General features: G+C 45.1%; 15 protein-coding genes, 6 tRNA genes and 3 rRNA genes. 3 read left to right on the plus strand and 21 right to left on the minus strand.

Going from position 1 to position 23,538, the window contains the following annotated elements; genetic code table 11:
- Positions 1-64: 64 nt before the first annotated feature.
- From rpoB to ACMAZD_RS16605, 12 genes are all read right to left on the minus strand, one after another.
- Positions 65-4,093 carry a DNA-directed RNA polymerase subunit beta gene (gene rpoB, locus ACMAZD_RS16550; RefSeq protein ID WP_017104578.1) on the minus strand — a complete coding sequence of 1,343 codons (4,029 nt, stop codon included), beginning with the start codon at positions 4,091-4,093 and terminating at the stop codon, positions 65-67.
- Between the two features lie 234 nt (positions 4,094-4,327).
- Positions 4,328-4,693, minus strand: a complete 366-nt coding sequence (rplL, locus tag ACMAZD_RS16555) for a 50S ribosomal protein L7/L12 (protein WP_004729770.1) — start codon at positions 4,691-4,693, stop codon at positions 4,328-4,330.
- 57 nt (positions 4,694-4,750) lie between these two features.
- Positions 4,751-5,245 carry a 50S ribosomal protein L10 gene (rplJ, locus tag ACMAZD_RS16560; protein WP_010435550.1) on the minus strand — a complete coding sequence of 165 codons (495 nt, stop codon included), beginning with the start codon at positions 5,243-5,245 and terminating at the stop codon, positions 4,751-4,753.
- A 251-nt stretch (positions 5,246-5,496) separates the two neighbouring features.
- The gene (gene rplA / locus ACMAZD_RS16565) at positions 5,497-6,201 is read right to left on the minus strand and encodes a 50S ribosomal protein L1 (protein WP_435247981.1); all 705 of its coding nucleotides are present in this window, start codon (positions 6,199-6,201) and stop codon (positions 5,497-5,499) included.
- A gap of 4 nt (positions 6,202-6,205) precedes the next feature.
- Complete coding sequence (rplK, locus tag ACMAZD_RS16570) at positions 6,206-6,634, minus strand: 50S ribosomal protein L11 (protein ID WP_010435555.1); 429 nt, start codon at positions 6,632-6,634, stop codon at positions 6,206-6,208.
- A gap of 213 nt (positions 6,635-6,847) precedes the next feature.
- Positions 6,848-7,396 (minus strand): transcription termination/antitermination protein NusG, encoded by a 549-nt coding sequence (gene nusG, locus ACMAZD_RS16575; protein WP_012605006.1) that lies wholly within the window; start codon positions 7,394-7,396, stop codon positions 6,848-6,850.
- A gap of 13 nt (positions 7,397-7,409) precedes the next feature.
- On the minus strand, positions 7,410-7,787 hold the full coding sequence (gene secE / locus ACMAZD_RS16580; RefSeq protein ID WP_017096511.1) for a preprotein translocase subunit SecE: 378 nt from the start codon (positions 7,785-7,787) through the stop codon (positions 7,410-7,412).
- Between the two features lie 223 nt (positions 7,788-8,010).
- Positions 8,011-9,195 carry an elongation factor Tu gene (gene tuf / locus ACMAZD_RS16585; protein ID WP_012604914.1) on the minus strand — a complete coding sequence of 395 codons (1,185 nt, stop codon included), beginning with the start codon at positions 9,193-9,195 and terminating at the stop codon, positions 8,011-8,013.
- Positions 9,196-9,291: 96 nt separating this feature from the next.
- Positions 9,292-9,367: transfer RNA gene (locus ACMAZD_RS16590), tRNA-Thr, on the minus strand.
- Positions 9,368-9,380: 13 nt separating this feature from the next.
- A tRNA-Gly gene (locus ACMAZD_RS16595) sits at positions 9,381-9,455 on the minus strand.
- Positions 9,456-9,493: 38 nt separating this feature from the next.
- A tRNA-Tyr gene (locus tag ACMAZD_RS16600) sits at positions 9,494-9,578 on the minus strand.
- Between the two features lie 45 nt (positions 9,579-9,623).
- A tRNA-Thr gene (locus tag ACMAZD_RS16605) sits at positions 9,624-9,699 on the minus strand.
- Positions 9,700-9,909: 210 nt separating this feature from the next.
- Here ACMAZD_RS16605 and coaA point away from each other — a divergent pair.
- Entirely contained in the window at positions 9,910-10,833 is a 924-nt protein-coding gene (coaA, locus tag ACMAZD_RS16610) for a type I pantothenate kinase (RefSeq protein ID WP_017078366.1), read from the plus strand.
- A 7-nt stretch (positions 10,834-10,840) separates the two neighbouring features.
- Here coaA and birA read toward each other — a convergent pair whose 3' ends face one another.
- Together birA and murB are read right to left on the minus strand one after the other, a co-directional pair.
- Positions 10,841-11,806, minus strand: a complete 966-nt coding sequence (gene birA, locus ACMAZD_RS16615) for a bifunctional biotin--[acetyl-CoA-carboxylase] ligase/biotin operon repressor BirA (RefSeq protein WP_435247982.1) — start codon at positions 11,804-11,806, stop codon at positions 10,841-10,843.
- Positions 11,803-12,849 carry a UDP-N-acetylmuramate dehydrogenase gene (gene murB / locus ACMAZD_RS16620; RefSeq protein WP_435247983.1) on the minus strand — a complete coding sequence of 349 codons (1,047 nt, stop codon included), beginning with the start codon at positions 12,847-12,849 and terminating at the stop codon, positions 11,803-11,805. Before murB ends, birA begins: the two co-directional genes overlap by 4 nt.
- Positions 12,850-12,915: 66 nt before the next feature.
- Between murB and ACMAZD_RS16625 the strand changes: the two genes are divergently transcribed.
- Together ACMAZD_RS16625 and pssA are read left to right on the plus strand one after the other, a co-directional pair.
- Positions 12,916-13,347 carry a GNAT family N-acetyltransferase gene (locus tag ACMAZD_RS16625; RefSeq protein ID WP_435247984.1) on the plus strand — a complete coding sequence of 144 codons (432 nt, stop codon included), beginning with the start codon at positions 12,916-12,918 and terminating at the stop codon, positions 13,345-13,347.
- 91 nt (positions 13,348-13,438) lie between these two features.
- The gene (gene pssA / locus ACMAZD_RS16630) at positions 13,439-14,779 is read left to right on the plus strand and encodes a CDP-diacylglycerol--serine O-phosphatidyltransferase (protein ID WP_435247985.1); all 1,341 of its coding nucleotides are present in this window, start codon (positions 13,439-13,441) and stop codon (positions 14,777-14,779) included.
- Between the two features lie 457 nt (positions 14,780-15,236).
- Here pssA and istB read toward each other — a convergent pair whose 3' ends face one another.
- The 7 genes from istB to ACMAZD_RS16665 all read right to left on the minus strand — a co-directional run bounded on the left by istB (position 15,237) and on the right by ACMAZD_RS16665 (position 23,377).
- Positions 15,237-15,959: an IS21-like element helper ATPase IstB gene (istB, locus tag ACMAZD_RS16635; RefSeq protein ID WP_286291966.1), complete on the minus strand. Its 723-nt coding sequence runs from the start codon at positions 15,957-15,959 to the stop codon at positions 15,237-15,239.
- A 10-nt stretch (positions 15,960-15,969) separates the two neighbouring features.
- A complete protein-coding gene (gene istA / locus ACMAZD_RS16640; RefSeq protein WP_435247818.1) occupies positions 15,970-17,502 on the minus strand; it encodes an IS21 family transposase in 1,533 nt (510 codons plus the stop codon).
- A gap of 532 nt (positions 17,503-18,034) precedes the next feature.
- A tRNA-Asp gene (locus ACMAZD_RS16645) sits at positions 18,035-18,111 on the minus strand.
- A 67-nt stretch (positions 18,112-18,178) separates the two neighbouring features.
- Positions 18,179-18,294: ribosomal RNA gene (gene rrf / locus ACMAZD_RS16650) — 5S ribosomal RNA — on the minus strand.
- Positions 18,295-18,442: 148 nt separating this feature from the next.
- Positions 18,443-21,336, minus strand: a 23S ribosomal RNA gene (locus ACMAZD_RS16655).
- Between the two features lie 319 nt (positions 21,337-21,655).
- Positions 21,656-21,731: transfer RNA gene (locus ACMAZD_RS16660), tRNA-Glu, on the minus strand.
- Between the two features lie 91 nt (positions 21,732-21,822).
- Positions 21,823-23,377 (minus strand): 16S ribosomal RNA (locus ACMAZD_RS16665).
- The 16S, 23S and 5S rRNA genes sit together here with 2 tRNA genes alongside, the layout of an rRNA operon.
- Between the last annotated feature and the right edge of the window lie 161 nt (positions 23,378-23,538).

The raw sequence follows: 23,538 nt of genomic DNA on the forward strand, positions 1-23,538 counted from the left end.
GAGCTCACCGACTAAAGTGAGCCCCCTTTACCAAGTAATCCAATCTTCTTTTAAAAAATAGGGATTACTCTTCGTCTTCTAGCTCGATGTTGATACCTAACGAGCGAATCTCTTTCAACAGTACGTTGAACGACTCTGGCATGCCAGGTTCCATGCTATGGTTACCATCTACGATGTTCTTATACATCTTAGTACGGCCGTTAACGTCATCTGACTTAACTGTTAGCATTTCTTGTAGAGTATATGCAGCACCGTATGCTTCTAGTGCCCATACTTCCATCTCACCGAAACGCTGACCACCGAACTGAGCTTTACCACCAAGTGGTTGCTGAGTTACTAGGCTGTAAGAACCAGTTGAACGAGCATGCATCTTGTCATCAACCAAGTGGTTCAGTTTCAGCATGTACATGTAACCAACAGTTACAGGACGCTCAAACGAATCACCAGTACGACCATCAAACAGTTTAAGCTGACCAGATTCTGGCAGATCACCCAGTTTAAGTAGTTCTTTGATTAACGCTTCTGACGCACCGTCGAACACAGGAGTAGCAATCGGTAGACCGCCACGTAGGTTCTTGATCAGTGTACGAACTTGATCATCAGACAGTTCAGCAATATCAACTTTCTGACGAGTATCACCAAGATCATAAACCTTCTGTAGGAACTCACGGAACTTATGCAGTTCTTGTTGTTCCTTAACCATTTGGTTGATCTTGTCACCGATACCTTTAGCAGCCAAACCTAAGTGTACTTCTAGGATTTGACCGATGTTCATACGCGATGGTACACCCAGTGGGTTAAGTACGATGTCTACAGGCTGACCTTTTTCATCGTATGGCATGTCTTCAACAGGGTTAATCTTAGAGATTACACCTTTGTTACCGTGACGACCCGCCATCTTATCGCCAGGCTGGATACGACGTTTAACCGCTAGGTAAACTTTAACAATCTTAAGAACGCCAGGCGCTAGATCATCACCTTGAGTGATTTTACGACGCTTAGTTTCAAACTTCTTATCGAAGTCTGCTTTTAGCTCATCCCACTGCTCAGCAAGTTGCTCAAGCTGTGTTTGCAGCGCATCGTCTTCTAGAACTTGCTCTAGCCATTGCTTACGACCGATCGTATCAAGCTTAGCTTCAGAGTAACCACCAGACAGAAGTACAGCTTTAACGCGGTTAAGAAGGCCACCCTCAAGAATTTGGAACTCTTCAGTAAGGTCTTTCTTAGCTTCTTTAAGCTGCATCTGTTCGATTTCAAGTGCACGTTTGTCTTTCTCTACGCCATCGCGAGTGAAGACTTGTACATCGATGATAGTACCCGAAACAGAGTTTGGTACACGTAGAGAAGTATCTTTAACATCAGATGCTTTCTCACCGAAGATAGCACGTAGTAGCTTCTCTTCAGGAGTCAGTTGAGTTTCACCTTTAGGCGTTACTTTACCAACTAGGATGTCGCCACCCTTAACTTCAGCACCAATGTAAACGATACCTGACTCATCTAATTTAGACAGAGCAGACTCACCTACGTTTGGAATATCAGCTGTGATCTCTTCAGAGCCCAGCTTAGTATCACGAGCCACACAAGATAGTTCTTGGATGTGGATTGTCGTGAAACGGTCTTCTTGAACTACGCGCTCAGATACTAAGATCGAGTCTTCGAAGTTGTAACCATTCCAAGGCATGAACGCGATACGCATGTTTTGGCCAAGAGCAAGTTCACCAAGGTCAGTTGAAGGACCATCAGCAAGAACATCGCCGCGTGCAACTGGTTCACCAGGAAGTACAGTTGGACGTTGGTTAATACATGTGTTTTGGTTCGAACGCGTGTACTTAGTTAGGTTGTAGATATCAATACCAGCTTCGCCAGGTACCAATTCATCTTCGTTAACCTTAACTACGATACGAGAAGCGTCAACAGACTGAACTTGACCCCCACGTTTAGCAACCGCTGTAACGCCAGAGTCAACTGCGATGTTACGTTCAATACCGGTACCTACTAGAGGCTTATCAGCTCTCAGTGTTGGCACAGCTTGACGTTGCATGTTCGCACCCATCAATGCACGGTTCGCATCATCGTGTTCTAGGAACGGGATAAGCGAAGCAGCAATAGATACTACTTGGTTTGTCGCAACGTCCATGTAGTCAACGTGATCGCGTGGGTGAAGACCAGATTCACCTTTTTGACGAGCAGTGATTAGCTCATCAGCAAACGTCGCTTCTTCAGTAAGAACCGTGTTTGCCTGTGCGATAACGAATTGACCTTCCTGGATTGCAGACAGGTAATCAACTTCTTCTGTTACTACACCATCTACAACGCGACGGTACGGAGTTTCTAGGAAACCGTAATCGTTACAACGCGCAAACGCAGATAGCGAGTTAATCAGACCGATGTTTGGACCTTCAGGCGTTTCGATCGGGCATAGACGACCGTAGTGAGTTACGTGAACATCACGTACTTCAAAGCCTGCGCGTTCACGAGTTAGACCGCCTGGACCTAAAGCAGAAATACGACGTTTGTGCGTAACTTCTGACAATGGGTTGTTTTGGTCCATAAACTGTGAAAGCTGTGAAGAGCCAAAGAATTCTTTAACTGCAGCAGAGATCGGTTTAGCGTTGATAAGATCTTGAGGCATGATTGCATCAAGGTCACCAAGGCTTAGACGTTCTTTAACGGCACGTTCTACACGAACTAGACCAACACGGAATTGGTTTTCTGCCATTTCACCTACAGAACGGATACGACGGTTGCCAAGGTGGTCGATATCGTCCACTTCGCCTTTACCGTTACGGATGCCAATCAGTTTCTTCATCACTTCAATGATGTCTGATTCATCCAGAGTACCGCGCTCTTCTTCTTCTTCACGCTCGATAGAGCTGTTGAATTTCATACGGCCTACAGTTGATAGGTCGTAACGATCTTCAGAGAAGAATAGGCTTTCGAATAATGATTCTGCAGCTTCTTTTGTTGGTGGCTCGCCAGGACGCATCATGCGGTAGATTTCTACCAATGCAGAGATGCGATCTACTGTGCTATCTGCACGTAGAGTGTCTGACATGAATGGACCATGGTCTAGGTCATTCGTGAACAGAGTTTCTAGAGATTTGTGACCTGCTTGAGATAAGTTAGCAAGTGCCTCTAGGCTGATCTCTTGGTTTGCGCCAACGATGATCTCGCCAGTTGCTTCGTTGATGTAATCTTTCGCAGCAATCTTTTCAACGATGTACTCTACAGGTACTTCGATGTGCTCAACGCCATCTTTTTCAAGCTGACGGATATGGCGAGCAGTTACACGACGACCAGTCTCAACGTAAGTCTTACCATTTGATTCGATGTCGAATGATGCAGTTTCACCACGTAGACGATCAGGAACCAACTCCATAAGTAGAGTCTGGTCTTTCACTTCGAAGTTCACTTTGTCGAAGAACAGATCTAGGATCTCTTCTGTCGATTTACCAAGTGCACGAAGGATAATCGATGCTGGTAGCTTACGACGACGGTCGATACGTACGAATAAGTTATCCTTAGGATCGAACTCAAAGTCTAACCATGAGCCACGGTAAGGAATTACACGTGCGTTATAAAGAACTTTACCAGATGAGTGGGTCTTACCCTTATCACTGTCGAAGAACACGCCTGGGCTTCGGTGCAGCTGGGATACGATAACCCTCTCGGTACCATTAATTACGAAAGTACCATTGTCTGTCATAAGCGGAATTTCGCCCATGTAGACTTCTTGTTCTTTAATGTCTTTTACAGTACCTGCAGGCGCATCTCTATCAAAGATAACTAGACGCAGTTTAACGCGTAGTGGCTTTGAGTAAGTTACACCACGAATTTGACATTCTTTAACATCAAATACTGGCTCACCAAGACGGTAGCTAACGTATTGCAGCTCTGAATTGCCGTTGTAGCTCTGAATTGGAAATACAGAACGAAAAGCAGCCTCAAGACCGTATTGACCTTCTGGATCCTGTTCGATGAATTTATCGAAAGAATCAAGCTGGATCGATAACAGGTATGGAATGTCCAAAACTTGTGGACGAGTACCAAAATCCTTACGGATGCGCTTTTTCTCGGTATAAGAGTAAACCATGGGGTTCCTCAGCTCGCTGATAAGTGACCCAAACTGTCCAAACGCTCATTAGAGTGGGACAGTGACTAACAGCTGTTTATTGTGGTTAACAATTATTTCGAAGAAATAACTGTTTTTTTGCTCAGACGATGACGCTTAAACAGCGGGAAATTCATCATAGCCCTACAGCGCAAAAAAGCCGGTGGTTAATAAACCACCAGCCAATAGCCTTGCGGCTAGGAAATTAAGTAATAATTACTTGATTTCAACAGAAGCGCCAACTTCTTCTAGCTGTGCTTTAAGAGCTTCAGCTTCAGCTTTGTCAACGCCTTCTTTAAGCGCTGCAGGAGCTGAGTCTACAAGACCTTTAGCTTCTTTAAGACCTAGGCCAGTTGCGCCACGTACAGCTTTGATAACTTGTACTTTGTTTGCGCCAGCGCCAGTAAGGATAACGTCGAATTCAGTTTGCTCAGCAGCAGCTTCAGCTGAAGCACCACCAGCTACAACTGCAGCAGCAGCAGTAACACCGAATTTTTCTTCCATAGCTTCGATAAGCTCAACAACTTGCATTACAGACATTTCTGCAACTGCGTCTAGGATTTGCTCGTTAGTAATAGACATAACAATTCTCTTTTAAGTCAACAATAAGTTTAAATAGCAACCAGTGAAAAGCAAGGCTTATGCCGCAGCTTCTTCTTTTTGGTCGCGAACAGCAGCGATAGTACGAACCAGCTTGCCAGCAGAAGCTTCTTTCATGCACATCATTAGGCGTGCGATAGCTTCGTCGTAAGTTGGTAGTGTCGCTAGTACTTCAGCATCAGTAACTGCGCCTTCAAATGCAGCAGCTTTGATCTCGAAATCTTTATTCTCTTTAGCGAAGTCTTTGAAAAGACGCGCAGCAGCACCAGGGTGCTCATTAGAGAATGCGATCAGAGTTGGACCAGTGAAAGTGTCTACTAGACACTCGTAGTCTGTACCCTGAACCGCACGGCGTGCTAGTGTGTTACGAACAACTTTCATGTAAACACCCGCTTCGCGAGCTTGTTTACGTAGAGAAGTCATTGCGCCAACTTCAACGCCACGAGAATCAGCTACAACTGCAGAAAGTGCACCACTGGCAGCTTCGTTGACTTCAGCAACAATTGCTTTTTTGTCTTGAAGATTTAAAGCCATTTGGATTAACCTCTGGTTGTGATTACAGCACTCAATACAAAATGTACTGAGCGTTTACGATGTTATTTAAAAAAGAATAAATTCACTTCAAACCACAACATCGCCTACGTAGGTTTTATTAAGCCATCAATAATCCAAGGAAAATCGACAGCGCCTACGGTCTTGGGATAGACGATTATGAATTGCTTCAAAAACCACCCAACCACAAATATTAGGCGCAGAAGTATACACTAAATCTGCGCCCAAGCAAATTAGTTTGCTTGTGTGTCAAGACTAGCTTGATCAACAGCAACACCAGCACCCATCGTAGTAGAGATGCTTACTTTCTTCAGGAAAGTACCTTTCGCTGAAGAAGGCTTAGCTTTCTTAAGAGCAACTAGAAGTGCTTCTAGGTTCTCTTGAAGCTGGTTAGCTTCGAAAGTTGCTTTACCGATAGTAGTGTGGATGATGCCGTTCTTGTCGTTACGGTAACGAACCTGACCGGCTTTAGCATTTTTAACTGCTTCAGCAACGTTAGGAGTTACAGTACCAACTTTAGGGTTTGGCATTAGACCGCGTGGACCTAGGATTGTACCTAGTTGACCAACAACGCGCATTGCATCTGGAGAAGCAACAACAACGTCAAAGTCCATTACGCCTTTTTTCACTTGCTCAGCAAGATCTTCCATACCAACGATATCTGCGCCAGCTTCTTTAGCTGCTTCTGCGTTTGCACCTTGAGTGAACACAGCAACGCGGATTTCACGGCCAGTACCGTGAGGTAGCACAGTTGCGCCACGTACGTTTTGGTCAGATTTACGAGCATCGATGCCTAGGTTAACAGCAACATCTACAGACTCAACGAATTTAGCAGTTGCTAGTTCTTTAAGAAGAGCAACAGCTTCGTTGATTTCGTATTCTTTAGTTACTTCAACTTTGTCGCGGATTACGCGCATACGCTTAGTAAGTTTTGCCATGATCTTATCCCTCTACCACTAGGCCCATTGAACGAGCAGTACCAGCAATAGAACGCTTCATTGCTTCGATGTCAGCACCAGTCATATCAGCAGCTTTAGTTTCTGCGATTTCCTGTACTTGAGCGTCAGTTACTGTGCCCACTTTTTCAGTGTTTGGACGACCAGAACCAGACTTAACGCCAGCAGCTTTCTTAAGAAGAACAGCAGCAGGTGGAGTCTTAGTTACGAACGTGAAAGAACGGTCGTTGTATACAGTAATAACTACTGGAGTAGGTAGACCTTTCTCAACAGATTCTGTTTTTGCGTTGAACGCTTTACAGAATTCCATGATGTTCACGCCGTGTTGACCTAGAGCAGGACCAACCGGTGGACTTGGGTTTGCCATACCAGCTGCAACTTGCAGTTTGATATAAGCTTCAACTTTCTTAGCCATGATATTTCCTAAATATTTGGGTACGTGCGCTAGCCTTTAGGCGAGCTCCCCTTAATTTCATTAATTACTTTTCACTTCCTAAGAAGTAAAAAGGCGCGAAATTATAATCATAATTCGCGCCTTTAACAACCCTAAAAAGGTGGTTTTTTATACTCTTTGATTTTGAACAGCTTGTTAAATAGTTATCAACAGCTTACTCAAACTAACCGAGTCTTAGTCTAGTTTTTCAACCTGACCGAATTCAAGCTCAACAGGTGTTGCACGACCAAAGATCGATACAGATACCTTAATACGGCTCTTCTCGTAATCCACTTCTTCAACGGTACCGTTAAAGTCAGCAAATGGACCATCGTTCACACGAACCACTTCACCTGCTTCGAACATTGTCTTAGGACGTGGGGACTCGCTCGCTTTCTCTAGACGGTTCAAGATAGCATCAGCTTCTTTGTCAGTGATTGGTGCAGGACGATCAGAGGTACCACCAATGAAGCCCATAACACGAGGAATGCTGCGTACTAAGTGCCATGATTCATCATTCATGATCATTTGCACTAATACGTAGCCAGGGAAGAACTTACGTTCGCTTTTACGGCGTTGACCTGCACGCATTTCCACTACTTCTTCAGTAGGTACTAAAACGTCACCAAAGAATTCTTCCATGTCGTGCATTTTAATATGTTCGCGTAACGATTGAGATACACGACCTTCATAGCCTGAAAAGGCTTGAACTACATACCAACGTTTTTTTGGAGCTTCACTCATGAATCAGAACCCTCTACACCCCAGTCGCTAGAGAAACTAAACGGACCATAATGCCGTCAATTCCCCAAAGCACTAGAGACATAACAATACATACAGCTAAAACGATCAATGTAGTTTGCATAGTTTCTTGGCGAGTAGGCCAAACAACTTTACGAATCTCCATACGAGATTCTTTTGCAAAATCGATCGCAGCTTTACCTTTAGTTGTTGTTGCTGCAACGCCTAGTGCGGCAGCAATCAGCACAACTACACCTGCAGCGCGAATTACAACAGACAATTCACCATACAGGTAATTACCCACAACAGCAGCAGCCAACAGTACAAAAGCGACTACCCACTTCATTGTATCTGCTGCACCTGAGCTATCAGGAGTTTCAGCGTTTGCTTTCATAAAACCAACCTGTGATAAGTCTTAAATATAGACGACAATAACCCCGCTGTTGCAGGGCACATTCCTTTGCGTTGCAAAACAACACATCTAACAGTCATTTTAGTCAAAAAGACCGTTTAATTCTTTGCTAAGAGCTAAAATTGGTGCCAAAACACCCAACTCTTTTTTCAGCGCAGAAAAAGGGCATCAAATGATGCCCTTTTTACTAGTGGTTCGTCAAATCTTATGCAAAGATTTTAGCTACAACACCAGCACCAACTGTACGGCCACCTTCGCGGATTGCGAAACGTAGACCTTCGTCCATTGCGATTGGAGCGATTAGCTCAACAGTCATTTGAACGTTGTCACCTGGCATTACCATTTCTACGCCTTCAGGTAGAGTGATATCGCCTGTTACGTCAGTTGTACGGAAGTAGAACTGTGGACGGTAACCCTTGAAGAAAGGAGTGTGACGGCCGCCTTCGTCTTTAGAAAGTACGTATACTTCAGACTCAAACTTAGTGTGTGGGTTGATTGAACCTTTAGCAGAAAGTACTTGGCCACGTTCAACGTCATCACGCTTAGTACCACGTAGAAGTGCACCAACGTTCTCACCTGCACGACCTTCGTCAAGCAGCTTACGGAACATTTCAACACCAGTACAAGTAGTAAGAGTAGTTTCTTTGATACCAACGATTTCTACTTCGTCACCTACACGTAGGATACCGCGCTCGATACGACCAGTAACTACAGTACCACGACCTTGGATTGAGAATACATCTTCAATAGGAAGTAGGAACGGTAGATCAACAGCACGCTCTGGAAGTGGAATGTAAGAATCTAGTGCTTCTGCAAGCTCAACGATCTTGTCTTCCCACTGCTTTTCGCCGTTTAGAGCGCCAAGTGCAGAACCTTGAATTACTGGAAGGTCGTCTCCTGGGTACTCGTACTCAGAAAGAAGTTCACGAACTTCCATTTCTACTAGCTCAAGTAGCTCTTCGTCATCAACCATGTCACATTTGTTCATGAATACGATGATGTAAGGGATACCAACTTGACGACCAAGTAGGATGTGCTCACGAGTTTGTGGCATAGGGCCATCTGTAGCAGCAACAACTAGGATACCGCCGTCCATTTGAGCAGCACCAGTGATCATGTTTTTAACATAATCGGCGTGTCCAGGACAGTCTACGTGTGCGTAGTGACGTTCAGGAGTATCGTACTCAACGTGAGAAGTTGCGATTGTGATACCGCGCTCGCGCTCTTCTGGAGCGTTATCGATAGATGCGAAATCTTTAGCAACACCGCCGTACACTTTTGCAAGTGTAGTACAGATAGCAGCAGTTAGAGTTGTTTTACCGTGGTCAACGTGGCCGATAGTACCAACGTTTACGTGCGGTTTCGTACGTTCAAATTTTTCTTTAGACATGGGGTGTCCCTCTAGGTACGGATTAGGTGGCTTGAAATAAGACCACGCAACCAAAAAAAAATGGTTTTTTTATTAAAAGGAGAAGAAGCTTTAGACTGGTGCTAATACCCAGAGTCGAACTGGGGACCTCACCCTTACCAAGGGTGCGCTCTACCGACTGAGCTATATCAGCACACAAAATGAGTTGGAGCGTGCAGCGGGAATCGAACCCGCATCATCAGCTTGGAAGGCTGAGGTAATAGCCATTATACGATGCACGCAACACGTAACTCTTTTGAGCTATTTAACCTTTAGAATATGGTGGAGGGAGACGGATTCGAACCATCGAAGGCAGTGCCGGCAGATTTACAGTCTGCTCCCTTTGGCCACTCGGGAACCCCTCCAAATTTTGATCTTTCTCTCGCACTCTATAAATAGAAGGGAGAAAGTGGTGCCGACTACCGGAGTCGAACTGGTGACCTACTGATTACAAGTCAGTTGCTCTACCTACTGAGCTAAGTCGGCACAAGTGGGGCGCATTTTATTGAATGATTTTCCACCTTGCAATAGTAAATTGCAAAAAAGTGAAAAATTCTCTTATCAAATTCATATATACGGTTATTTAGCTCAAGGTTTCTGCCTTTAATCTGCATCTAGTAAAGGAAGATATTTTATTTATCTATCGCTTGATGTATTTTCCATGCACTTGTTTTGTTACCCACTATAGAGTTTTGTATGAGCCCATTTATGTCATTTGACCGCGCGCAGTGGTCTGAACTAAGGAATTTAGTTCCAATGACACTTTCTGAGAGCGATTTGAAAGAGCTTCAAGGCATCAATGAAAAGCTGACAATGGAAGAAGCAGTAGAGATTTATCTACCGCTATCGCGCCTGTTGAACCTCTATGTGGCCGCTCGACAAAATAGAAACTCAGTACTACATCAATTTCTGGATAAGAAAGAAACTGCACCACCATTCATTATTGGTATCGCGGGTAGTGTCGCGGTAGGGAAAAGTACAACAGCTCGTCTACTGAAAGCATTGTTATCTCGTTGGGAAAACCACCCTAAAGTTGAACTAGTTACGACAGATGGCTTCTTATATCCCAATGAAATACTGGAAGAAAAAGGGTTAATGAGTAAGAAAGGGTTCCCTGAGTCTTATGATATTAAAGCGCTAGTCAATTTTGTATCAGACGTGAAAGCATGCAAGCGTAATGTGACAGCACCTGTGTACTCCCACCTCACCTACAACATTACCAAGGAAGTAAAAGAGGTCGACTTACCCGATGTGCTTATTATTGAGGGACTCAACGTTCTACAAAGCGGTATGAATTACCCACATGAGCCTCATAGAGTCTTTATTTCAGACTTCCTCGACTTCTCATTATATGTCGATGCTGAAAGCGCTCAAATTCAACAATGGTATGTAAATCGCTTTATGAAGTTTCGTGAAGGTGCCTTCGCTAAACCAGGGTCATATTTCGGACACTACACTAAATTATCAGACCTAGCCGCTAAGGAAAAAGCAGAAGGTATTTGGCAATCAATCAATGGCTTGAACCTAGAGCAGAATATCCTTCCGACCCGAGAAAGAGCTCACCTTATTTTACGCAAAGGCGCAGATCATATGGTTGAGGAAGTATTACTAAGAAAATAATAACCTCTTAGTCCCCTTTTCTTAGGGATATCTCTCCACCGATATAGCTCTCAACACCGTTCTCAGTTTTGAGTAACACGGCACCTTGTTCATCGATACCCTGTACAACACCTTCAATTTCTCTAGGTCCAATGATCAGTCTAACATTGCGACCTAAGAAGTTATCTAAACGATTCCAGCGTTCGACAAAATTCGACATCCCTTTCAATTCATAGTCGACGAGCGATTTGTCCCAAGCATTAATCAAAGCCTGAGCTAAGTCATTACGATCTGGCACTTTCCCATCACACACTTCTTTGAGAGAGGTCCATGGCTGGCCAATACCTGATGTTGTTGGATCCATCGATAGATTAAGCCCCAAACCAATCACAATATGAGCAGCACCACCAGATTGCCCTGACAGCTCTACCAAGATGCCTGCAAGCTTCTTATCATTATGATAAAGGTCATTCGGCCACTTTAGTTTAACGCCCTCAACCCCCATATCCTCCAACGCCTCTGCAACGGCTACACCAACGACGAGGCTCAGCCCCATAGCCGCTGCCATACCGGCATCGAGTCTCCAGTACATTGAAAGGTATAGATTGGCACCGAATGGCGATACCCATTCACGTCCACGCCGTCCACGACCCGCAGCCTGATATTCAGCAACGCAGACCGAACCTGACTCAAGGGTGCTAGTACGCTCTAACAAGTGTTGGTTTGTTGAACCTATGATTGGAATCAACTCCAGAGAAGCGTCACTGCTGACAGCAGATAACCTCTCCTGATCGAGCATATCCAAACGACTGGCTAACTTATATCCCTTACCCTGCACTCGATAGATATCCAAACCCCACTCTTGAATACCTTTAATATGTTTGCTGATAGCGGCTCTCGACACGCCCATCATTTCACCCAGACCTTCACCAGAGTGAAACTCGCCATCAGCAAGACATTTTAGTAATGTGAGCTTGGTACTGTGTTCTCTCATGCTATTGCCTCCAAGGCCTTGTTTAAGTTTGTTTCACTGTCTTGCCCCATAAAGCGAACTTCGTGTTCCAATGGAATGTCGAACTTTTCCAAGACAGCTTGACGTACTCGTGATGCAAGTCTGACGATATCCGCAGCAGACGCTTCATCGTAATTGATGATAACCAAAGCTTGATTTGGATGAACTTGAGCACCACCTTCAATCACACCTTTGAATTGGCATTGATCAATGAGCCATCCAGCGGCGACTTTGATCATATCGTTACTCTCGTAACCGACAATATTTGGGTATAACGCAGACAGCCGATCAAAATGATCTTTGCTGATCACAGGGTTTTTGAAGAAACTTCCCGCATTACCCTGCAAGGAAGGGTCTGGTAGTTTACTTGAGCGTATAGCACATACTTCATCGAATATAGAACGAGGAGAAAGTGTCTCTAAAGGTAAACCTTTAAGCGGGCCGTAGTGGTTACATGGCTTCCACTCTTTAGTTAATGTTAAGCCAATCGCGACAACAATCGCTTTGCCGTAGAGAGCGTGCTTAAAAATAGAATCTCGGTAACCAAAAAGACATTCATCTTTGCTTAATCGCTTAACTGTATAAGTATCCAGACAAAGGATATCAACATATTCACATACATCTTGTAGTTCAACGCCATAGGCGCCTATATTCTGAATAGGCGCAGAGCCAGAGCAACCAGGGATCATGGCTAGGTTCTCTAGACCACCCAGTCCATGGTCAACACTCCACTCAACAAGGCTAGGCCAGTCTTCCCCACCAGATACATGTAGAGAGTAACTTTTTGAGCTTTCTGTTAACTCAATACCACTTAATCGATTAATAATGACCAAGCCAGAAAAGTGCTGAGTAAAGAGCATATTACTCCCTTTCCCGAGCATTAATTTAGGCAAGGCAGACCATTGAGGGTCTTGATATACGGAGATGAGTTCATCAACAGAGGTGACTTCGATAAGTACATCGCAAGTCTGCTCTATCGAAAAAGTATGAACATTTTTTAAGCTAGCATTGAGATAAGATTGCATGGCGATATTTAATTAAATTACACTGCCGATATTCTAACGCAGATAAACAAATGGCGCAGTGACTGAATGAACAATGTCATCATTACACAATTAGACTCCGTAAAGGCTCCCCTCGTTAAGCGTTTTTACAAAGAGCACTACCCAACAGGTAAAGCCAATAAAAGCGAGCTGATCTACTCATTAGAACTAGATGGCCAGCTATGTGGTGTCGTTCGCTTTCGAACGATCGAAGATGCACGCTTATTGACAGGAATGGCTATCTCTAAGGAATACCGCGGCAAGCAATTAGGTTCAAAGCTAATGGATTATTGTGTTCTTCACACGCTAACGGAAAAAGATTATTGTTTCGCCTATTCCCATCTGACTAATTTCTACAATCGTCATCAATTCACACAAATCGATCCTAATGAACTACCAAATGGTTTAAGAGTCTTATATGAGCGCTATTCGAATAGCGGAAAAGATCTCATTCCTATGCATTATCAGCAAAATTGTTAGAGAATGACTCGATTATCTAGTATTTAATGCTAACCCTTTGGTAAAATTGAAGGTTCGCAATTTTGCATATTTTTAAGGTAAAACAGTCAATATGATTGCTAGTAGGAATCCATTCATACAGTTGCCAACCATAGCGCAGAATCCTGACAAGTTTGAAGTACTGCTATCAGCGCAAGAGTTCCGAACTCGCTTACTTGATGAGATATCTCGTGCAACTACTCGTATTAGTTTAGTTGCTCTGTATCTTGAGGATGATGACGCTGGCCGTGAGATCCTAACTGCCTTATACGAAGCAAAGAAAAATAACCCAGAATTAAACGTAAGCGTTTGTGTCGATTGGCATAGAGCTCAGCGTGGATTGATTGGTGCGGAGTCCTCTGAGGGCAATGCAGCAATGTACAACGAGTTTGCCGATAAATACCAGCATACCGTACCAGTTTATGGCATTCCTGTTCGTGGCAAGGAAGTGTTTGGTGTATTGCATCTAAAAGGCTTTATTGTCGATGATAGCGTGATATACAGTGGTGCTAGCCTTAATAATATCTATTTGAGTTATCATGATCGTTACCGTTTCGATCGCTACCATGTTTTAAACAACGCAACACTTGCGGACTCAATGTTCTCCTATGTCCAAGAACAGATGATCTCAGACATCGCTGTTTACGATCTTGCTGATAAGAACAAACCGCTTACTAAAGAGTTAAAGCCAGCAATCCGTCAATTCAGAGCGTCGTTAGCACGCTCTCAATACAAGTTCGATTCTCAAGAAGTCTCAGCAGATCAAGTTGCTGTAACCCCTTTAGTTGGTATAGGTAAGAGACGTAATCGCCTAAATCAGGGAATTAACCAACTGGTTGCTCAAGCTAAAGATGAAATTTTCATTTGTACGCCATATTTCAATTTCCCTCCAAGCCTAGCGAATGAAGTGAAGAAAGCACTTAAGCGTGGCGTAAAGGTCACGATTGTTGTCGGCGACAAAACAGCGAATGATTTCTTTATCTCACCGGAAGAAGAGTTTAAGACAATTGGTGGCTTGCCTTACTTATACGAATTGAACCTGCGTCGATTCGCGAAGGCAAATGAAGCAAATATAGCAAGTCGTAACCTGTCTATCCGACTTTGGCAACACGATTCCAACAGCTTCCATTTGAAGGGGATTTGGGTTGATAAACGCTACATGCTGCTAACGGGTAATAACCTAAACCCACGCGCATGGAAGTTGGACTTAGAAAATGGCATATTCATCCAAGATAACTATCATCACCTAACGGACAAGTTCCAAGTAGAGGTTGATAATATTGTTCAACACACACAGCTTATTTGCACCTATAAACAGTTAGATAAAGTAGATAGCTACCCAATGGAAGTACAGAAACTGATTCGAAAAATTACTCGAGTTAAAGCAGACAGAGTTCTTAAACAAATACTCTAAATCGTCGTATTTTCCATAATCTGAATGCCTAGCAATTGCTGGGCATTTTTATATCTACGTTAGAACCTCAAACTTAACCCCGAGAGCCTATATCTCTTCTGAAATTACTTATCTAGAACCTACTAACACCTACTCATAAGATAACTTTTGGCAATTCTCTGATGAGATATTCAAGTAATATATCTAACAACCAGATACCAAACCTACCGCCCTAGCGATATTCACTGATAGACCAAGAAAAAACTAGCAGGCTAGTTTGATCTGGAATCGCAGTCTACCTTACAAAACAACAAACCTTACTATTACTCACTCGTTTTCTTGCCAATTATATCCCTAATGCTCCGAAGAAGCTTATTTACTGCGTATTTCGGCTGATGTGACCCCTAGTTTCGTTTTTAATCGACCACCTTTTTAAGCCTCTCTTTTCTCTTCCTTAGTTTTACTCCAAGTGGTCGATTTAAGCCAGTTTTCTCATTGATTCCCCTCGTAACTCGATTCTATGACTTTGATGAACCAACCTATCTAAGATCGCATCAGCGATCGTCGAGTTGTCGATCATCTCGTGCCATTCTTTTACAGGTAGTTGGCTGATAATGATCGTACTGCACTCTTGGTATCTATCTTCTAGCACTTCGAGAAGATTACTTGCATGCTCTTGGCTGAGTTTTTCCATTCCCCAGTCATCGATAACCAACAGTTTTTTCTTAGACAAGCTCAGTAGTAGCTTTTGATAGCTGCCATCAAGGCGGCTACTACTCAGGTCATCAAGTAAACGATTTAGGCGATAATAACGACTTGGGCAGTGTTGCTCACACGCCTGCTCGGCGAGCGCACAAGCAACATAGGTTTTACCTGCACCTGTTGCACCTGTAATCAGGACATTCTGTCGCTTTTGTAAATAAGTGCCTGATAATAACTCTCCCATCATTGCTCTTTTTAAGCCTCGTTCTGGGCGGTAGTCCAGTTGATTACCGCTAGCGCTTAGGCGCAGCTTGGCTTGCCGTTTAAGTCGTTGGATTTTGGTTTGATCTCGGTTCACTATCTCATGATCAAGGATGAGTCCTAACCTTTCTTCAAAGCCAAGTTCAGCATAGGTCGCGGGGTGTATTCTTTGCTGTTCCAGTGCATCAGAAGCATGACTTAGGCGTAGTGATTTTAACTGTTGGATTATTGCGTCCATATTGTTTCTCCTAGTGGTAGTAGTTGGAACCACGAACATTAGTGTGTTTAAGGTTTGGTGTATCAGTGGAAGGCTGAGAGAGAGTGCCTTCACGATGGTTCTTCAATAAGTTTTTGACGAAGCCAAGGTATGGCTTCTCTGTCACTAAGGCATCTCGGCAAGCTTGTTCTAACCGTGCGTCTGAGTGCTTTTTGGCAAGACTTAGTAACCCAAAGCAACTTCTAAAGGCCAATGCTTCATGCTCTGGGCGTTTGAGCAACATCTGAGTCAGTTCACCTGTGGCTGGCCCAATAGATTTTCCCCAACGGATAAAACGCTCGGGTGTCCATGATTGGTATTGATGGTTGCTTGGCATATGCTCGTAAACGGTAGAGAGACCATATTCTTTTTGGCTTGTGCAGTGGTGAGCAACAATGCTCCCTTTGTGGTAGATACGTATTATTTGATGCGTTGCTTCAAGCTCAACTTGTTGCCCAACAAGTTGGTGCGGCACAGAGTAGAAGTGCTTTTTATATTGAATGTGATAATCAGGGGAGACGGTTGCTCGTTTAGTTTCGATATACACATATGGTTGCGATGGCAGTGGTTTTAACGCTGGACGGTCAACTTTGTTGAACAAGTCATGTCGATTGACACCAAGCTGCTTCATCTCTCGTTGGTTTAAGTCATGCATCAGCTTTCGGATAGCCAGGTTCAGCTCAGCCATTGTATAGAACACTTGGTGGCGAAGGCGCATCATTATCCAGCGCTCTACGATGAGAACTGCGTTCTCAGCTTTGGCTTTATCTTTAGGCTTGTAGGGCCTGGCTGGCATCACAGCAACGCCGTAATGTTGTGCCAGTTTTCGGTAGCTCTCATTGAGGATAGGGCTATGACGGTCTGCTTTCGTTATAGCAGATTTCAGATTATCAGGTACAAGTAGATTCGGAGCACCACCAAAGTGATTAAAGGTATTCACATGAGCCATGAGGAAGTGTTCAAGCCCTTGGCTCTCACTCGCCTCGACATAGGTGTAATTTGACGCCCCTAAAGTGGCGACAAATACCTGAGCATGTCTGCATTCTCCTGTATCTGGATTCACAACAGGGATCGTTGGGCCACAGTAGTCAATGAAGAGCTTGTCACCAGCATGGTGAAGTTGGCGCATACTGCGTTTTTGTGTCTTTAGCCAACGTCTATACAGTTCGCAGAACTGTGTATAGCCATAGGCTTTGTCTTGATGCTGATGACAATACTCTTCCCAAAGCAAAGCTTTAGTCATCCCTTTACGCTTCAATTCTAAGTAGCAGAGAGTGAAATCAGGCATCACTTTATGCTGAGAAGATGAGCGACCATCAAACAAAGCTTGGGTGACTTGATTTTCATGATGAGTCTCTTCCAGTGGCCACGTGAGGCCACTGGATTTAAATCGGGATAGATGCTGGGATACAGTGGAATGAGCAATATTGAGGCAAGCGGCGATCTGTCGATTAGAAAGATTGCACTCGTATCGGAGGCGTAATATTTCCTTAATTTTATTCATTGGCATTCTCTTTTTCGGCATGATTTATCCTTAGTGCTCTCAACATGAAAGACTCAGGTTAAACCTATTGATTTAAAAGAGAAAAGAGGTTTATTTCGGTAAATCGACCATCGATTTCGGAAACACACCGAAAAGTGGATGATTAAAACCGAAATGAGTGGTCGGTTAAAAACGGATTTGGTGGTCGATTAAAACCGAAATAGGCGGTCGGATAGCTCCGAAATATGCATTTACCAAGACTTACCCAACCGGCATAGCAAAACCTACAAATGTGAAAAGCTCTGCTATTTCTAAGTGAGTTTCTTGTTAATGGTCGATTCAATTGATTACTGAGCGTGAACAACCTTTGTACGAAAGTCATAGCCAAGAGTTAAAACTCAGTCCCAAAAACGAGGAAAGCCTAGTCGTAAGACTAGGCTTTCTGATAAATGGTGAAATAGCCGAGATTGCGAACTTTGGGCAGCCCCTTTGTGGGACTCATTCGACTGAAGGGTAAACACTATTACTTAGATGTAAAAAAGCCCCGCTATTTCTAGCGGGGCTTCTTAATAAGTGGCGGAGTGGACGGGACTCGAACCCGCGACCCCCGGCGTGACAGGCCGGTATTCTAACCAACTGAACTACCACTCCGCAGTGGTCAACTCACTAAGTGAGCGTCCATATCTTCAGGTTGGTCAACCTAAAGATTTAATTTAAAGCCTGGCGATGTCCTACTCTCACATGGGGAAACCCCACACTACCATCGGCGCTATTGTGTTTCACTTCTGAGTTCGGCATGGAATCAGGTGGGTCCACAATGCTATGGTCGCCAAGCAAATTTTGCTTTTACTTTCAGTTTTTAAAAACCGAAGGCAAAATAATCTGGAAAGCTGATTCTCTATTCAATAGAGCAATAAAAGTTGTATCTCTTCAAACGCATTCAAGGTCTGTCTTTGAGTCCACAAAACCCCTTGGGTGTTGTATGGTTAAGCCTCACGGGCAATTAGTACAGGTTAGCTCAATGCCTCGCAGCACTTACACACCCTGCCTATCAACGTCGTAGTCTACGACAACCCTTTAGGACACTTATAGTGCCAGGGAAAACTCATCTCAAGGCTCGCTTCCCGCTTAGATGCTTTCAGCGGTTATCGATTCCGAACTTAGCTACCGGGCAATGCCATTGGCATGACAACCCGAACACCAGAGGTTCGTCCACTCCGGTCCTCTCGTACTAGGAGCAGCCCCTTTCAATTTTCCAACGCCCACGGCAGATAGGGACCGAACTGTCTCACGACGTTCTAAACCCAGCTCGCGTACCACTTTAAATGGCGAACAGCCATACCCTTGGGACCGACTTCAGCCCCAGGATGTGATGAGCCGACATCGAGGTGCCAAACACCGCCGTCGATATGAACTCTTGGGCGGTATCAGCCTGTTATCCCCGGAGTACCTTTTATCCGTTGAGCGATGGCCCTTCCATTCAGAACCACCGGATCACTATGACCTGCTTTCGCACCTGCTCGAATTGTCATTCTCGCAGTCAAGCGGGCTTATGCCATTGCACTAACCACACGATGTCCAACCGTGTTTAGCCCACCTTCGTGCTCCTCCGTTACTCTTTGGGAGGAGACCGCCCCAGTCAAACTACCCACCAGGCACTGTCCGTAATCCCGATTCAGGGACCAACGTTAGAACATCAAAACTACAAGGGTGGTATTTCAAGGACGACTCCATCACATCTAGCGACGCAATTTCATAGTCTCCCACCTATCCTACACATGTAGGTTCAATGTTCAGTGCCAAGCTGTAGTAAAGGTTCACGGGGTCTTTCCGTCTAGCCGCGGGTACACTGCATCTTCACAGCGATTTCAATTTCACTGAGTCTCGGGTGGAGACAGCGTGGCCATCATTACGCCATTCGTGCAGGTCGGAACTTACCCGACAAGGAATTTCGCTACCTTAGGACCGTTATAGTTACGGCCGCCGTTTACCGGGGCTTCGATCAAGAGCTTCGACCGAAGTCTAACCCCATCAATTAACCTTCCGGCACCGGGCAGGCGTCACACCGTATACGTCATCTTACGATTTTGCACAGTGCTGTGTTTTTAATAAACAGTTGCAGCCACCTGGTATCTGCGACTCTCGTCTGCTCCATCCGCAAGGGACTTCACTGATAAGAGCGTACCTTCTCCCGAAGTTACGGTACCATTTTGCCTAGTTCCTTCACCCGAGTTCTCTCAAGCGCCTTGGTATTCTCTACCCGACCACCTGTGTCGGTTTGGGGTACGATTCCTTACAATCTGAAGCTTAGAGGCTTTTCCTGGAAGCATGGCATCAATGACTTCACTACCGTAGTAGCTCGACATCGTATCTCAGCGTTAATGAAAGTCCGGATTTACCTAAACTTTCCGCCTACATACTTGAACCTGGACAACCGTCGCCAGGCCCACCTAGCCTTCTCCGTCCCCCCATCGCAATTGTAAGAAGTACGGGAATATTAACCCGTTTCCCATCGACTACGCCTTTCGGCCTCGCCTTAGGAGTCGACTTACCCTGCCCCGATTAACGTTGGACAGGAACCCTTGGTCTTCCGGCGAGGGAGTTTTTCACTCCCTTTATCGTTACTCATGTCAGCATTCGCACTTCTGATACCTCCAGCAGCCCTTACAGACCACCTTCAACGGCTTACAGAACGCTCCCCTACCCCACATACCCTAAGGTACGTAGCCGCAGCTTCGGTGTATAGCTTAGCCCCGTTACATCTTCCGCGCAGGCCGACTCGACCAGTGAGCTATTACGCTTTCTTTAAATGATGGCTGCTTCTAAGCCAACATCCTGGCTGTCTGAGCCTTCCCACATCGTTTCCCACTTAGCTATACTTTGGGACCTTAGCTGGCGGTCTGGGTTGTTTCCCTCTCCACGACGGACGTTAGCACCCGCCGTGTGTCTCCCGGATAGTACTTACTGGTATTCGGAGTTTGCAAAGGGTTGGTAAGTCGGGATGACCCCCTAGCCTTAACAGTGCTCTACCCCCAGTAGTATTCGTCCGAGGCGCTACCTAAATAGCTTTCGGGGAGAACCAGCTATCTCCAGGTTTGATTGGCCTTTCACCCCTAGCCACAAGTCATCCGCTAATTTTTCAACATTAGTCGGTTCGGTCCTCCAGTTGATGTTACTCAACCTTCAACCTGCCCATGGCTAGATCACCTGGTTTCGGGTCTAATCCTAGCAACTGTACGCCCAGTTAAGACTCGGTTTCCCTACGGCTCCCCTAAACGGTTAACCTTGCTACTAAAATTAAGTCGCTGACCCATTATACAAAAGGTACGCAGTCACACCACGAAGGTGCTCCTACTGCTTGTACGTACACGGTTTCAGGTTCTATTTCACTCCCCTCACAGGGGTTCTTTTCGCCTTTCCCTCACGGTACTGGTTCACTATCGGTCAGTCAGTAGTATTTAGCCTTGGAGGATGGTCCCCCCATATTCAGACAGGATATCACGTGTCCCGCCCTACTCGATTTCACTGATTATGATGTGTCGGTTACGGGGCTATCACCCTTTATTGCGCCACTTTCCAGAGGCTTCACCTGCATCATTAAAAGCTTAAGGGCTAATCCAATTTCGCTCGCCGCTACTTTCGGAATCTCGGTTGATTTCTCTTCCTCGGGGTACTTAGATGTTTCAGTTCCCCCGGTTTGCCTCCTGTTGCTATGTATTCACAACAGGATACGTGCTTATGCACGTGGGTTTTCCCATTCAGAAATCCCAGACTCAAAAGGTTATTACTACCTAATCTGGGCTTATCGCAAGTTATTACGTCTTTCATCGCCTCTGACTGCCAAGGCATCCACCGTGTACGCTTAGTCACTTAACCATACAACCCGAAAGGGTCTTAGTGTATGGCAACTAACCAAGGTTTTTGGTTGTCATTAAGAAGGGTTAATTCTTAATGACTGTTTGCCGGACTCAATTGTGAATCAAACTAAGTTTGATTCGAATACAAGACACTTGAATGTGTTTGTTGTGTTTATACCGTTCTTATTAACTAAGAGCAGATAAACATTGAGAACTTTTAAATTTGATTTGAATTACTCGTAAGTAATCAAATCAGTCAGCTTTCCAAATTGTTAAAGAGCTTAATTCAAACTAATGAACCATTTTTAAATACTCTGATATAAGAGAATACTTAAAGATGGTATCCCGTAGGGGAGTCGAACCCCTGTTACCGCCGTGAAAGGGCGGTGTCCTAGGCCTCTAGACGAACGGGACACTGGATATTGAAGAACTTGGGAGTTCTTCATCTCTTTACTTTTCTAAACCTAATCAATCTGTGTGGACACTCATCGTAAGTATCTTCGTATAAGGAGGTGATCCAGCCCCAGGTTCCCCTAGGGCTACCTTGTTACGACTTCACCCCAGTCATGAACCACAAAGTGGTGAGCGTCCTCCCCGAAAGGTTAAACTACCCACTTCTTTTGCAGCCCACTCCCATGGTGTGACGGGCGGTGTGTACAAGGCCCGGGAACGTATTCACCGTGACATTCTGATTCACGATTACTAGCGATTCCGACTTCATGGAGTCGAGTTGCAGACTCCAATCCGGACTACGACGCACTTTTTGGGATTCGCTCACTATCGCTAGCTTGCTGCCCTCTGTATGCGCCATTGTAGCACGTGTGTAGCCCTACTCGTAAGGGCCATGATGACTTGACGTCGTCCCCACCTTCCTCCGGTTTATCACCGGCAGTCTCCCTGGAGTTCCCACCATTACGTGCTGGCAAACAAGGATAAGGGTTGCGCTCGTTGCGGGACTTAACCCAACATTTCACAACACGAGCTGACGACAGCCATGCAGCACCTGTCTCAGAGCTCCCGAAGGCACACCTGCGTCTCCGCTGGCTTCTCTGGATGTCAAGAGTAGGTAAGGTTCTTCGCGTTGCATCGAATTAAACCACATGCTCCACCGCTTGTGCGGGCCCCCGTCAATTCATTTGAGTTTTAATCTTGCGACCGTACTCCCCAGGCGGTCTACTTAACGCGTTAGCTCCGAAAGCCACGGCTCAAGGCCACAACCTCCAAGTAGACATCGTTTACGGCGTGGACTACCAGGGTATCTAATCCTGTTTGCTCCCCACGCTTTCGCATCTGAGTGTCAGTGTCTGTCCAGGGGGCCGCCTTCGCCACTGGTATTCCTTCAGATCTCTACGCATTTCACCGCTACACCTGAAATTCTACCCCCCTCTACAGCACTCTAGTTCACCAGTTTCAAATGCAGTTCCGAGGTTGAGCCCCGGGCTTTCACATCTGACTTAATGAACCACCTGCATGCGCTTTACGCCCAGTAATTCCGATTAACGCTCGCACCCTCCGTATTACCGCGGCTGCTGGCACGGAGTTAGCCGGTGCTTCTTCTGTTGCTAACGTCAAGAAATAGCGCTATTAACACTACCCCCTTCCTCACAACTGAAAGTACTTTACAACCCGAAGGCCTTCTTCATACACGCGGCATGGCTGCATCAGGCTTTCGCCCATTGTGCAATATTCCCCACTGCTGCCTCCCGTAGGAGTCTGGACCGTGTCTCAGTTCCAGTGTGGCTGATCATCCTCTCAGACCAGCTAGGGATCGTCGCCTTGGTGAGCCATTACCTCACCAACTAGCTAATCCCACCTAGGCATATCTTGACGCGAGAGGTCCGAAGATCCCCCTCTTTGGCCCGTAGGCATTATGCGGTATTAGCCATCGTTTCCAATGGTTATCCCCCACATCAAGGCAATTTCCTAGGCATTACTCACCCGTCCGCCGCTCGACGCCCATTAACGCACCCGAAGGATTGTTAGTGTCGTTTCCGCTCGACTTGCATGTGTTAGGCCTGCCGCCAGCGTTCAATCTGAGCCATGATCAAACTCTTCAATTTAAAGTTTTGATTACCTAAATTAATAGGTGTGACTCAACGAATACTGACTTCAAAACTATTCTTTATAAATAAAGAGTGTAATTTTAAAGCTATTACCCCTCTCTTCTTAAATAAATAGGAACAGAATGGTAATGAATTGACTGTGCCGATTAACTACAAGT

Source organism: Vibrio sp. nBUS_14, from assembly GCF_051201655.1.
In the GTDB taxonomy this organism is placed as follows: domain Bacteria; phylum Pseudomonadota; class Gammaproteobacteria; order Enterobacterales; family Vibrionaceae; genus Vibrio.